General features: G+C 67.0%; 12 protein-coding genes and 1 pseudogene (1 of these 13 running past the window's edge). 6 read left to right on the top strand and 7 right to left on the bottom strand.

What is annotated here, in order from left to right; all coding sequences use genetic code 11:
* Positions 1-866 carry the 3' portion of a lipopolysaccharide biosynthesis protein gene (locus DM995_RS12270; protein ID WP_116969605.1) on the top strand. 655 nt of this gene lie to the left of the window's left edge, so only the last 866 of its 1,521 coding nucleotides appear in the window; its start codon lies beyond the left edge, outside the window; the stop codon is at positions 864-866.
* A gap of 15 nt (positions 867-881) precedes the next feature.
* Here DM995_RS12270 and DM995_RS12265 read toward each other — a convergent pair whose 3' ends face one another.
* Entirely contained in the window at positions 882-1,352 is a 471-nt protein-coding gene (locus tag DM995_RS12265; RefSeq protein ID WP_116969604.1) for a low molecular weight protein-tyrosine-phosphatase, read from the bottom strand.
* A 123-nt stretch (positions 1,353-1,475) separates the two neighbouring features.
* Here DM995_RS12265 and DM995_RS12260 point away from each other — a divergent pair.
* A pseudogene (locus DM995_RS12260) lies at positions 1,476-2,201 on the top strand (MFS transporter); the annotation flags it as partial.
* A 9-nt stretch (positions 2,202-2,210) separates the two neighbouring features.
* On the opposite strand, the gene DM995_RS12255 reads toward DM995_RS12260, so the two are convergent.
* The 6 genes from DM995_RS12255 to DM995_RS12230 all read right to left on the bottom strand — a co-directional run bounded on the left by DM995_RS12255 (position 2,211) and on the right by DM995_RS12230 (position 8,199).
* Positions 2,211-3,230 (bottom strand): CaiB/BaiF CoA transferase family protein, encoded by a 1,020-nt coding sequence (locus DM995_RS12255; RefSeq protein ID WP_232824361.1) that lies wholly within the window; start codon positions 3,228-3,230, stop codon positions 2,211-2,213.
* A complete protein-coding gene (locus DM995_RS12250; protein ID WP_198669342.1) occupies positions 3,227-4,144 on the bottom strand; it encodes a hydroxymethylglutaryl-CoA lyase in 918 nt (305 codons plus the stop codon). Before DM995_RS12250 ends, DM995_RS12255 begins: the two co-directional genes overlap by 4 nt.
* Positions 4,137-4,745 carry a 3-isopropylmalate dehydratase small subunit gene (gene leuD / locus DM995_RS12245; RefSeq protein WP_232824360.1) on the bottom strand — a complete coding sequence of 203 codons (609 nt, stop codon included), beginning with the start codon at positions 4,743-4,745 and terminating at the stop codon, positions 4,137-4,139. The genes DM995_RS12250 and leuD overlap by 8 nt, the downstream gene beginning before the upstream one ends.
* On the bottom strand, positions 4,738-6,114 hold the full coding sequence (locus DM995_RS12240) for a 3-isopropylmalate dehydratase large subunit (protein ID WP_116969601.1): 1,377 nt from the start codon (positions 6,112-6,114) through the stop codon (positions 4,738-4,740). The genes leuD and DM995_RS12240 overlap by 8 nt, the downstream gene beginning before the upstream one ends.
* Before the next feature lie 198 nt (positions 6,115-6,312).
* Entirely contained in the window at positions 6,313-6,813 is a 501-nt protein-coding gene (locus DM995_RS12235; protein WP_116969600.1) for a DUF3598 domain-containing protein, read from the bottom strand.
* A gap of 12 nt (positions 6,814-6,825) precedes the next feature.
* Positions 6,826-8,199 carry an alpha/beta fold hydrolase gene (locus DM995_RS12230; RefSeq protein WP_116969599.1) on the bottom strand — a complete coding sequence of 458 codons (1,374 nt, stop codon included), beginning with the start codon at positions 8,197-8,199 and terminating at the stop codon, positions 6,826-6,828.
* A gap of 81 nt (positions 8,200-8,280) precedes the next feature.
* Here DM995_RS12230 and DM995_RS12225 point away from each other — a divergent pair, with 81 nt between their 5' ends.
* The 4 genes from DM995_RS12225 to DM995_RS12210 all read left to right on the top strand — a co-directional run.
* The gene (locus DM995_RS12225; RefSeq protein ID WP_023837357.1) at positions 8,281-8,961 is read left to right on the top strand and encodes an isochorismatase family protein; all 681 of its coding nucleotides are present in this window, start codon (positions 8,281-8,283) and stop codon (positions 8,959-8,961) included.
* A gap of 220 nt (positions 8,962-9,181) precedes the next feature.
* The gene (locus tag DM995_RS12220) at positions 9,182-10,066 is read left to right on the top strand and encodes a polysaccharide deacetylase family protein (RefSeq protein WP_116969598.1); all 885 of its coding nucleotides are present in this window, start codon (positions 9,182-9,184) and stop codon (positions 10,064-10,066) included.
* A 214-nt stretch (positions 10,067-10,280) separates the two neighbouring features.
* Complete coding sequence (locus DM995_RS12215) at positions 10,281-11,204, top strand: polysaccharide deacetylase family protein (protein WP_116969597.1); 924 nt, start codon at positions 10,281-10,283, stop codon at positions 11,202-11,204.
* On the top strand, positions 11,201-12,500 hold a 1,300-nt coding region (locus DM995_RS12210), incomplete at its 3' end, for an aldehyde dehydrogenase family protein (RefSeq protein WP_116969596.1). The genes DM995_RS12215 and DM995_RS12210, both read left to right, overlap by 4 nt.

Raw genomic sequence — 12,500 nt, 5'->3', positions numbered from 1 at the left:
TCGGTTTCGGCAGCGCGATGCTGGTCAGCCATCTGCTGTGGAGCGTGCAGACCCAGGCCGATGTGCTGATCGCGGGGCGCGTGCTCGATCCGCACGCGCTCGGCCTCTATGCCGAGGCGCTGTTCCTGGCGCAGCTCTTCTCCTCCAAGGTCATCCCGCCGCTCAACGAGGTCGCCTTTCCCGCCTATGCCCGGCTGCAGACCGAGCCTGCGCGGTTGCGGGCCGCGTTCCTGAAGGCGATCGCGCTGATCATGCTGATCTGCTGCCCGGTCTATGCCGGCCTGGCGGTGACCGCGCCCGAGGCGGTGTATACCTTGTTCGGCCCCAAATGGGTCGAGATGGTGCCGCTCGTCCAGCTGTTCGCGATCGCGATGCCGTTCATGACGCTGCACGTGCTGATCGCGCCGGCGGTCAATGCGCTGGGCGCGCCGCGGATCACGGTGCGCTGCTCGGCCTTTGGCGCGGCTTTCATGCCCCTGATGTTCCTGATCGGGGTGCGCTATGGCGTGACCGGGCTGGCCATCGGATGGGTGCTGGGCATGCCGGTCGTGCTGCTGTTCAACCTGTGGCAATCGTGCCCGGTGATCGGCGTGCGCATTCGCGACGTGCTGATCGCATGCCTGCCCGGGCTCGGCGCGGCGGCTGCGATGGCGGCTCTCGTCTGGATGATGCGCATCGGCCTGGCCGGAACGCTCGACAGCGGCCTGCCCGAGATCATGGCCCGGCTGGCGCTGCTCGCGGCCATCGGCGCGCTGAGCTACGGCCTGATGCTGCGCGTGCTCGCACCGCAGATGCTGAGCGATGCGATCGGGCTGCTGCGCCGCAAGCCCCCCGTGGTCGCCGAGGAAGATATCGCCGCGGCCTGAGCGGTCGCCAATCGGTCAGCGGCGGATGCCGAAACGCGCGAGCACCGCGTCCGCGATCGCCGTCGCATCGGCCCAGGTCGCATCGAAGCCCGACGCGTCGCCATAATATGGGTCAGCCACCGCCTGCCCCGCGCGTCCCGGCACCAGATCGAGCGCGAGGCTGAGCTCGGCGGGCGAATCCGGCGGGGCGATCCGGCGCAGACCCGCCAGATTGTCGTGGTCCATCGCAAGGACAAGATCGAACCGGTCGAAATCGGCAACGCTGACCTGCCGGCCGCGCAGACCCGCAATGTCGACGCCGTGCGCGCGCGCCACCGCGATCGCGCGAGGATCGGGCGGGTCGCCACGATGCCAGCCGCCGGTGCCCGCCGAATCGACCGTCCAGCCCAGATCGAGCTGACGCACCCGGTGCCGGAGCGCGCCATCGGCGAGCGGCGAACGGCAGATGTTGCCGAGGCACACGAACAGGATCGATGGCGTCTTCAACTCCCGGTCCCTTCTCCTGGCCGACCGCACCCGGTCGTTTGACGCTTGCGTCACCTTGGCGCTCTGCTAGCCAAGAGCGCGGACGCACACAACAGACGCGAGCAACGAGGGAGAGACGAGCGCATGGCCGGGCCGAACGACAATCAGGACACCGCCGCGCCGGGCATCGCGCCCGCCACGTCGGCATCGCCCTATGCCTGGTATGGGCTGTTCATCCTGTTCCTGGTCTATGTGCTCAATTTCATCGACCGGCAGATCATCACCATCCTGGCGCCCGACATCAAGGCGGACCTGGGGCTCGACGATGCCGATATCGGCTTTCTCTATGGCACCGCCTTCGCGGTGTTCTATGCGCTGTTCGGCATTCCGCTGGGACGGCTCGCCGACAGCTGGCACCGCGTGCGGCTGCTCACCGTGGGTCTTGCCATCTGGTCGGCGATGACGGCGGTATCGGGCTTTGCCAGGAACGGCCTGACCCTGGGCCTGGCGCGCATGGGCGTCGGGATCGGCGAGGCGACCGCCAGCCCTTCGGCCTATTCGCTGATCTCGGACATGTTCCCCAAGCGCATGCGCGGCACCGCTCTCGCCATCTATTCGGCAGGATTGTATTTCGGCGGCGGCGTTTCGCTGATGATCGGCGGATTCATCGTCGCAGGCTGGAACAATGCCTATCCGGGCGGCGGTCCGCTCGGGCTGGTCGGCTGGCAGGCGGCATTTCTCGCGGTCGGCGTGCCGGGCCTGCTGCTCGCCGCTTGGGTCGCGACCCTGCGCGAACCGGTGCGCGGGCTGGTCGACGGGCTTCCGACGCCGCCCTCTGCCGAGCCCTTTCGGGGATTCTTCCAGGAGCTGTTCCCTGCATTATACCAAGCGGATGCCGAGCGCGTTCTTCGAGACGCCGCTGGCGAGCAGATGCGGATCGTCGAACATGTCCTCGGGTCGTCCGATCGGCGCGAAGGGCAGACCCGTGCCCTCCAGCTTCGCGATCAGGTCGTCGCGCGTCCAGGTTTTCACCAGGTCGCGGATCTGCGGCATGATGCGGTCGCGCGCCAGCACGCGCGCAGTATTCTCGCGGATGCTCTCGTCCGCCCAGAGATCGTCGAGCCCGAACAGCGCGCAGAATTTCTCCCACAGCGCATCGGTCACCACGCCGATGAAGATCGGCTTGTCGTCGGCGGTCTCGAACACGTCGTAGATCGCCCAGGCGCTGATCCGCGCGGGCATGGGGGCGGCCGGCTTGCCGGTCACCGCGAGCTGCGCCATGTGCTGGCCGATCAGGTAGATCGTCGTCTCGAACAGCGAGCTTTGCACCTTCTGCCCGCGACCGGTGCGGTGCCGTTCCTCGACCGCCGCGAGGATCGCGATCACGCCGAACATGCCGCCGGTGACATCGATGACGCTGGAACCTGCGCGCAAGGGGCGTCCCGGCGGACCGGTCATATAGGCAAGGCCCCCCATCATCTGCGCCACCTCGTCCAAAGCGGTGCGTTCCTCATAGGGGCCGGGCAGAAAGCCCTTCTCGCTGCAATAGATCAGCCGCGGATTGGCCTCGCTCAGCGCCTCGTAGCCCAGGCCCAGCCGGTCCATCGCGCCAGGGCGATAATTCTCGATGAGGATATCGGCCCCGGCGGCCAGATCGCGCGCGACCGCCAGCCCATCCGCCGACTTGAGGTCGAGACAGATGCTCGCCTTGTGCCGGTTGTACATCGGGAAATAGCCCGCGCCCGATCCGATCAGCCGCCGGGTGCGGTCGCCGCCGATCGGCTCGACGCGCACCACTTCCGCGCCGAGCGAGGCGAGGATCGCACCCACCGCCGGGCCCATCACCATATGCGTGAATTCGACGACCTTGAGGTTCTTCAGCGGTTGGGGGCCGGTCATGCTGCTTTTCCTTCAAATCCCAGCGGCAGCCCGGCATCGGGGGTGAAGCCGTAGAGCGGCTCGCCCGGGAGCGCCTCGGCGACGATGGCGCGCACCTCGAGCAAGGCCTCGAGATCGATTCCCGTATCCACCCCCATCGCCTCGAGCATGAACACCAGATCCTCGGTCACGATATTGCCCGAGGCCCCCGGCGCGAACGGACAGCCGCCCAGCCCGCCGAGCGAGGCATCGAGCGTGGTGATCCCCTCGTCCAGGCCGGCCAGCGCGTTGGCGAGCCCGAGCCCGCGCGTGTTGTGGAGGTGCAGCGTCGTCATCTTGTCCGCGCCGACCTCGGCCTTCACCGCGCGCACCACCCGCCGGACCTGCGCCGGATTGGCATAGCCGGTGGTGTCGGAAAGGCTGAATTCCTGCGCCCCCGCCTCGGCCGATGCGGCTGCGAGCCGCACGACCTGAACCTCGTCGACCGGGCCTTCCATCGTGCAGCCGAATGCGGTCGAAAGCCCAACGGCGAAATGCACGCCCGCTTCCTTCGCGAGCCCGGCGATGACCGCTATCTCCTCGAGCATCTGCGTGTGGCTCTTGCGCACATTCTTGAGGCTGTGCGTCTCGGACATCGAGAACGGGATCGAGATCGCATGCGCGCCCGCCTCGATCGCGCGTGCCGCGCCTTTGGCATTGGGCACCAAGGCGACGACATTGAGGCCGGGAATGGTGCGCGCAAAGGCCACGATCTCTGCGCTGTCGGCCATTTGCGGCAACAGGCTGGGGGGCACGAAACTGCCTACCTCGATCTCGCGCACACCGGCAGCGGCCTCGGAAGCGATCCAGCGCTTCTTGGCTTCGGTCGGCATGATCCGGTCGATGCTCTGCAACCCGTCGCGCGGGCCGACTTCGCTGATGAGAATGTCAGGCATGGGGATGCTCCAGATAGACCCAGGGGCGCTGCGCCCTGTCGCGCGCGTGGAAGGCGGCGATCGCGTCGCGATGCTTCAATGTGAGATCGATGGCATCGAGCCCTTCGAGCAGCATCGCCTTGGCCTCGGCCTCTATCGCGAAGGTCCAGCATTGGTCGCCGCAGCGCACCGTCTGCTCGGGCAGATCGACCTGCACCTCGCGCCCCGCCAGCGTCGCAATAGCCTCGCGATCGAGCACCACCGGGACGATGCCGTTGCGGATGCAGTTGCCGTGAAAGATCGGCGCGAAGCTCTCGGCGATGATGCAGCGCACGCCATATTCGGCGAGCGCCCAGACGGCATGCTCGCGGCTGGACCCGCAGCCAAAATTGACGCCCGAAGCCAGGATGCGCGCGCCTGCAAATTCCGGCTGGTTGAGCACGAAATCCGGATTGGGCGTGCGCGCCGCATCGCGATAGCGCCAGCCTGCGAACAGCCCGCCCGCAAGCCCGGTCTTCCCGGTGCTCTTCATCTCGCGCGAGGGGATGATCGCATCGGTATCGACATTGTCGCGCAGCAGCGGCGCGGCGATGGCGGTGAGCGTGGTGAACGGTTCAGCCATGCGCCCAGTCCCGTGCATCGGCGATCGCCCCCGCAAGCGCGCTGGCCGCCACCGTCTCGGGGCTGGCGATATGCGTCTTCACGCGCAGCCCCTGGCGGCTTTCGAAATTGCGGTTGGTCGAGGAGATGACGCGCGATCCCTCGGCAAAGCTCTCGCCGCCCGCGAAGAAGCACATCGAGCAGCCGCTCTCCCGCCATTCGAAACCTGCATCCAGAAATATCCGGTCCAGCCCTTCCGCCTCGGCGGCGCGTTTCACCGCGCTTGAGCCCGGCACGCATATGGCGCGGATGCCGGGGCCTATCTTGCGCCCTTTCAGCAAGGCCGCAGTGCGGCGCAGATCGGACAGGCGCGCGTTGGTGCAACTGCCGATAAAGGCGGCATCGATCGGCGTTCCGACCAGCGGCGCGCCCGCCTGAAGCGCCATGTAATCGAGCATCGCGGGCGCGGCATCGGCGGGCACTGCGCCGGTGACGGCCACGCTCGCCTGCGGGCTGGTGCCCCAGCTGACCATCGGCGCGATGGCGCTCGCGTCGACCACGATCTCGGCATCGAACGCGGCATCGCCGTCGGAGCGAAGCGTGCGCCATTGCGCCAGCGCGGCGTCCCAGGAAGCGCCCTGAGGGGCATAGCGGCGGCCCTTCAGCCAGGCGAACGTCACCTCATCGGGCGCGATCAGCCCGGCAAAAGCGGAAAATTCGGTCGCCATGTTGCACAGGGTCATCCGCGCTTCCATGTCGAGCGCGGTCACCGCCTCGCCTGCGAACTCGACGACATGGCCAGCCCCGCCGCCTGCGCCGTGCGCCGCGATCAGCGCCAGCATCATGTCCTTGGCGGTCACGCCGGGGGTGAGCGCCCCGGTGAACGTGACGCGCATCGATTTGGGTTTGGTCAGGCGCAGCGTCCCGGTTGCCATCGCATGCTCGGCCTCGGACGATCCGATCCCCCAGGCGAGCGCGCCCAGCGCGCCCTGCGTGCAGGTATGGCTGTCGGGCGCGATCAGCGTCAGGCCGGGCAGCACGATACCGAGCTCGGGGCTGACCACATGCATGATCCCCTGATCGGGATGACCGACATCGAACAAGGTGATCCCCGCCGCCTGGGCTGCTGCGCGCGTTTCGGTGATGAACGCCTGGCCGCCGGGCATCAGCGTGCGGTCGGTGCGGCCGGGCAGCGTATCGACGATATGATCCATGATCGCGAAGACGCGCGCCGGGTCCTGCACCTCACGCCCGGCCTCGCGCAGCGCATTGAGCGCCGCGGCACCCGTACGCTCGTGCAGCAGCACCCGGTCGATCGCGATCAGCGCCGCGCCGCCATCGAGCGGCGCGACGACATGCGCGTCCCACAGCCGGTCGAACAGGGTGGTCACAGTCGTCCCTCTCCCTTGAAGGGAGAGGGTTGCGAAGACTTGCCAGCTTGCTGGCTAGTCGAAGCTGGGTGAGGGTGAATATGCGCAGCGCGCGAGGCTGCACGCGCCTTCACCCTCATCCAACTGCGCCTAGGCGACTGCGTCGCCAAGGCTGCGTATCCTTCTCCCTTCAAGGGAGAAGGTTTGGGGCGTGCAACCTCACTCCGCACCAGCATGCATCTCCGCTTCGATCGCGCGCCAGTCCTTGCTCACCAGCGATTCCTGGATCGCGGTGCGCGTTTCCAGCTTGCCGTCGCGGATCCAGTGCCAGGTGCGGCAGCGCGACTTGCCGTCGTCGGAAATCTGGATCATTTCGTAAAGATAGAGCGAGGGATCGCCCTGGCGCTGCCAGTAGAGCATCACGGTGCGGCTGTACTCGTCCAGGCCGACTTCCGCCGCCCAGCCGACGATCAGGTCGTTGTCCCACCAGATGCGCTTGTCGCGATATTCGGCGGGAAATTCGCGGATCTCCTTGCGGCCGTCGGGCCAAGTATAATGGTTGGTCTGGTGGTACGGGAACGGGCCGTCGTCGGGAAAGCGGCAGAACAGGCGGCTGGCATGTTCGTCCACTTTTTCGCCGGCAGCGTTGTAATAGGTATAGACGCCATCCCACACGCCCTCGTGCCGTGCCAGCAGCGGCATGTCCTCGCGAATACCCATGGCCTTGTCTCCTTATCGGTTGTTGATGGCTTGATAATAGGCCCGGGCGGCGCGCGCGCGCAGCAGTGCGCGGTGTTCGCCTGCCAGACATTCGGGGCGAATGGCACCGGGGTCAAAGGCAATCGCGTTGGCCGCGCCCACCGCGTGATGGGGGCTGAAGAAATGCCGCGCGCGCACGATCTGCCAGGCGCGGATCAGATGCGTGCCATAGCGGTCGGGCGAGAGATCGGGGAAGAGCAGTTCCGCATCACCCTGCGGCACATCGGGCAGGCGGATGTCGGTCAGGCCGAATTGCGCCGCGACCGCATCGATCACCCGCTGCCATGCTGGCCAGTCGGTCGGTGCTTCGCCCGGCCAGCCGTCAGACAGGCCGTGCCCCGGCAGGTCGATGGCGAGCGCGTCTGCCCTGCCCCGCTCCAGCTCCTCGCCCGGCGCATGCACGGTCAGCACGCCCGCACCGGGGTCGCCCTGCCAGTGGATCAGACCGGAAAATTCGGGCGTTTCGATGGGCACGAACCCGGCGTCGTGCGACTGGTCGGGCACCAGCGTATGGGCCTGGGGCAGGTCTTTCAAGAACGCGAGACTGAGCGCCTGGTGATCGGCGGGCGTCGCGCATTTCTCCGCGCGCCAGCCCTGGGGCATGGCGCCCAGCCGGTCGATATGCGCCTGGAGCGGGTCGCCGTCATAGGCGCTGATCAGCACCGGCGGCGTCACCGCATCGGCCGGCGGAATGTCGCGCGGCGCGCGTAGCACCGCGCCATAGCCCGCGCGATAGGCCGCGCCCGAATCGAGCATCTCGCGCACCGCCATGTCGATCCGCGCGACATCGGCATGCGCGCCCGGCAGCCGCGCCGCATCGCGCACATCGAACCAGGGGAAGAACCAGCTCTGCTCGAGCATCCGGTTCCACAGCCAGACGAGATGCTCGCCATAGGACGAGGGCTCGAAGGGCGGCAGATAGCGCTCGCCGAACAGCGCCATTTCCTGCGGCGTCCAGATCGCATAACCGCCGATGGCAAGGCCGGTGAACCGCGCGGGGTGCCGCTTCAGCGCCGTGACCAGGATGATCCCGCCCGAATGGAAACCATAAGCCGGGCATGGCGGCAGGCCGAGCGCATCCATCGTCGCCACCAGCCCATCGGCGAAATCGTCGATCTCGGGCGCACCGGGCAGCGGGTCGGACTGGCCGAAACCCGGCGTATCCGGCGCGATACAGGTGAAATGCTCGGCCCAGCGCTCGATCAGCGGGGCATATTCGCCGCTGTTGCGCGGACTCTGGTGAATCATGAGCAGCGGCGGCCCACTGCCCGCCTGTCGGTAATGCACGCGCCGCCGGCTTCCATCGCCTTGCAGCACATCGACATAGTGGCGGGTGATCCGGATCATGCCCTAATTTGTCCGGACAAATTCATCTCGACAAGCCCTTTTTTGCGATTATGCTTCGAATCGCTGCCTGACGGAGGAAATATGGAGATTATCGGCACCCGGATGATCCGCGAGGACAAGACCGCGCGCGAACTGTTCGAGGCGGTGATGGCCAATCCGGCGCGCAACAAGTTCGGCTTTGGCGAGAAGCTCGCGATCGTGAATGTCGACGTGCAGCAGGCCTATACCCGGATCGACATGTTCAAGACTGCGTACGAGACCGACCCCCGGCAGATCGAGCATATCAACACCATCTCGCGCCTGGCGCGCGCCAAGGGCATGCCAGTGATCTGGACGCGCGTCGCGTACAAGGACGATGCGGCGGACGCCGGCGTGTGGGGCACGCGCACGAACACCCCCGACAGCCTGCAGAACATCCGCTATGACAGCGAGCGCCACGCCTATGACCCGCGCTGCGAATTCGGGCCGGACGACCTGCATTATACCAAGCGGATGCCGAGCGCGTTCTTCGAGACGCCGCTGGCGAGCTATCTCACCTTCCACCGCGTCGACACCGTCGTGGTCACGGGCGGCAGCACCTCGGGCTGCGTCCGCGCGACGGCGGTCGACGCGCTCAGCCACGGCTATCGCACCATCGTCCCCATCGAGACCTGCGCCGACAAGCACGAGAGCTATCATTTCGCCAACCTCACCGACCTGCAGCTCAAATATGCCGATGTGGAGCCTGTGCAGACGGTGATCGACTGGTTGGAGCAGAGGTGATGGGGGTTGCTGTCGCAATACCTTCCCCCCTGGAGGGGGAAGGATACGAAGCTTTGGCGACGCAGTCGCCTAGGCGCAGTTGGATGAGGGGGAAGATGCGAGGAGCGACCCTTGCCCTGCACCCGCTTCACCCTCACCCAGCTACGCCTAGCTTCGCTTCGCTCATCAAGGCTCCGCAACCCTCTCCCCTCAAGGGAGAGGGATATGAGGGGCGAAAGCCATGACCCCCGATCCCCAACTTTACGCCTTCTCCCCCTGGCGCGGGCGGCGCAGGATCCGCTGGCCCGAGGGCAAGAGCTGCGCGGTATGGGTCGCGCCGAATCTCGAATATTACGAGCTCGACCCGCCCGCCAACCCGCACCGCAAGAGCTGGGCGAAGCCGCATCCCGATGTGGTCGGCTATGCCCATCGCGACCATGCCAACCGCGTCGGGCACTGGCGCATGGCGGACGTGATGACGCGGCACGGCTTTCCCGGTTCGGTCAGCCTGTCGGTCGCTTTGTGCGATCATATCCCGGAGGTGGTCGAGGACGCGCGCCAGCGCGGCTGGGAGTTCTTCAGTCACGGCATCTACAACACCCGCTACAGCTACGGCATGGACGAGGCGCAGGAGCGCGCGATCATCGAGGACAGCATCGCGACGGTTGAGCGCGCCACCGGGCAGCGCATCCGCGGCTGGCTCGCCCCTGCGCTGACGCACACGCCGCGCACGCTCGATCTGATCGCCGAATACGGGCTCGACTATACCTGCGACCTCTATCACGACGACCAGCCGACCGATGTGAAGGTGAAATCCGGGCGGCTGACCGCCATCCCCTACAGCCTCGAGGTCAACGACCATTATGGCTTCTTCATCTACAACATGAGCCCGCGCGATTATGCCGACACGCTGATCCGCCAGTTCGAGCGGCTGGCGAGCGAAGGAGAGCGCGAGGATGGTCCGGGCGGCACGGTGATGTGCATTCCGCTGCACAGCTATCTCATCGGCCAGCCGCACCGCATCGGCCCGTTCGAGGAGGTGCTGCGCCACATCGCCGCAGACGGCCGCGCCTGGATCGCGACCGCGGGCGAGATCGTCGACGCCTGGCGGGAGCAGCAGGGATGAACGCGACCGCTGCCCTAACCATCTCTCCCTCGAGGGGAGAGAATAGGAAGGCTTGGCGGCTTGCCCGCCTAGCCGGACTTAGAGAGGGTGGAGCGGGTGCACACTCGCTCTTGCACGATTTCACCCTCACCCAGCTTCGACTAGGCTCGCTTCGCTCGCCAAGTCTGCGCAACCCTCTCCCGTCAAGGGAGAGGGATTTGAGGAGCAGCCCGCAATGAGCCTCGACCCCAGCTATCTCGAATATCCGCATCGCCGCCAGGGCATGGACCATAAGCTGTACCCGTACAGCAACCTGTTCGAGCGTCCGCCGGTGCAATGGCCCGGCGGCAAGAGTGTTGCCATCTGGCCGGTGATCAGCCTCGAATGGTTCCCGATGGTGCCCAGCGACACGCCGTTCCGCGCACCGGGGCACATGCAGACCGCCTATCCCGATTACCGCCATTATACCGCGCGCGAATATGGCACGCGGATCGGGCTGTTCCGGTTGCTCGATGCGTTCGAGGCGGTCGGCGCACGCATCTCGGTCGCGTGCAACGGCGCGATCGCGGACCGCTATCCCGCGATCATCGAGGCGTTGGTGAAGGGCGGGCACGAGATCGTCGCGCATTCGACCGACATGAACGGGACCATCGCCTCGGGCCTGGCGGAAGACGACGAGCGCGCGCTGATCGCCGCTTCGCTCGATGCGCTGGAAAAGGCGAGCGGCACGCGCCCGCGTGGCTGGCTGTCGATCGCACGGTCGCAGTCGTTCGCCACCCCGCGCCTGCTCGCCGAGGCCGGGCTCGATTACATGTGCGACTGGGTGAATGACGAGCTTCCCTATGCGGTGACCACCGACGCGGGCGGGATCGTCAACATTCCGTTGAACCACGAACTGTCCGACCGGCAGATCATCAACGTGCAGCAGCAATCGATCGACAGCTATGCGACACAGATGCGCGATGCCTATGGCTGGCTGGCGCACGAAGCCGAAGCGCATGGCGGGCGGATGCTGCCGATGCACCTGACGCCGTACATCATGGGCCTGCCGTACCGCATCGACGCCTTCGAGGCGCTGGTGCGCTGGCTCGCCGAGCAGCCGGGGGCCTGGTTCGCCACCGGCAGCGAGATCCTCGACAGCTGGAGCGCGAGCACGTGAAGGTCATCAACCCGCGCACCGGTGAGGCGGATTACGAGATCGCGCCGCTCGATCCCGCCGCGGTGCAGGCCGAGGCGGTGCGGCTGCGCGCCGCGCAACCGGCCTGGGCGGCGCTCGAGCCCGAGGCGCGCTCTGCCATCCTGCACCGCTGGGCCGATGCCGTGGTGGCGCACCGCGAAGCCCTGCTCGATGCGCTGACGCGCGATACCGGGCGGCGGCGGATCTCGGAGATCGAGGTCGACGGCCTGCCCGTCACCATCCGCCGCTGGGCCGACCTTGCCCCGAAGCTGATCACCGAACACACGCGCGACAACCAGCCCAGCGCGCACCCCACGGTGCGCAATTCGACGCGACTGGTCCCCTATCCGCTGTTCGGGGCGATCGCGCCGTGGAATTTCCCCATCGTGCTCTCGACTATCGATGCGATCCCCGCACTCGCCGCCGGATGCGCGGCTTTGGTCAAGCCGTCGGAAATCACCCCGCGCTTCATTGCCCCCTTGCGCGAAACCATAGCCCAGGTGCCCGAGCTCGCCGCCGTGCTCAGCTTCATCGAAGGCGATGCCGCGACCGGCCAGGCCTTGGTCGAAACGGTCGATTATGTCTGCTTCACCGGATCGGTCGCGACCGGGCGCAAGGTGGCCGAGGCCGCCGCGCGTGCCTTCGTCCCCGCCAATCTCGAGCTCGGTGGCAAGGACCCGATGATCGTGCTCGCCAGCGCCGATCCGGTCGCGGCGGCGCATCTGGCGCTGCGCGCCAGCATCGTCGCCACCGGCCAGGCCTGCCAGTCGATCGAGCGCCTCTATGTCGCCCGCGCCATCTACCGGCCGTTTCTCGACGCGCTGGTCGCAGCAGCGGACAAGGTACGGCTCAACTATCCCGACATCGGCAACGGCGAGATCGGCCCGTTCATCTTCGGACCGCAAGCGGCCAAGGTGCAGGCCCAGATCGACGAAGCGGTGGCGATGGGCGCGAAACTGCTCACCGGCGGCACGGTCGAGACCCTGGGCGGCGGGCAGTATCTCAAGCCCACCGTCATCGCCGATGCGACCGCGGACATGGCGGTGGTGCGCGACGAGACCTTCGGCCCGGTGCTCCCGGTGATCGCGTTCGACGATGTCGAGCAGGCGATCACCCAGGCCAATGATAGCATCTACGGCCTGTCCGCCGCCGTGGTCGCCGCGAGTGCCGAGGAGGCCGAGGCGGTCGCGGTGCGGCTCGAGGCGGGCGCGGTGTCGATCAACGACGGCTCGCTCACCTCGATGGTCTGGGATGCGGAAAACAGCTCGTTCAAGCTCT

Origin of the sequence: Blastomonas sp. UPD001 (genome assembly GCF_003426715.1) — a bacterium.
GTDB lineage: Bacteria > Pseudomonadota > Alphaproteobacteria > Sphingomonadales > Sphingomonadaceae > Blastomonas.
This window is presented reverse-complemented; position numbering and strand designations above follow the sequence as displayed.

Bases quoted from the DNA above. Each gene is read 5' to 3' on its own strand.
- DM995_RS12255 (WP_232824361.1), bottom strand. From the start codon at position 3,230: ATGACCGGCCCCCAACCGCTGAAGAACCTCAAGGTCGTCGAATTCACG.
- DM995_RS12250 (WP_198669342.1), bottom strand. From the start codon at position 4,144: ATGCCTGACATTCTCATCAGCGAAGTCGGCCCGCGCGACGGGTTGCAG.
- leuD (WP_232824360.1), bottom strand. From the start codon at position 4,745: ATGGCTGAACCGTTCACCACGCTCACCGCCATCGCCGCGCCGCTGCTG.
- DM995_RS12235 (WP_116969600.1), bottom strand. From the start codon at position 6,813: ATGGGTATTCGCGAGGACATGCCGCTGCTGGCACGGCACGAGGGCGTG.
- DM995_RS12230 (WP_116969599.1), bottom strand. From the start codon at position 8,199: ATGATCCGGATCACCCGCCACTATGTCGATGTGCTGCAAGGCGATGGA.
- DM995_RS12225 (WP_023837357.1), top strand. From the start codon at position 8,281: ATGGAGATTATCGGCACCCGGATGATCCGCGAGGACAAGACCGCGCGC.
- DM995_RS12220 (WP_116969598.1), top strand. From the start codon at position 9,182: ATGACCCCCGATCCCCAACTTTACGCCTTCTCCCCCTGGCGCGGGCGG.
- DM995_RS12215 (WP_116969597.1), top strand. From the start codon at position 10,281: ATGAGCCTCGACCCCAGCTATCTCGAATATCCGCATCGCCGCCAGGGC.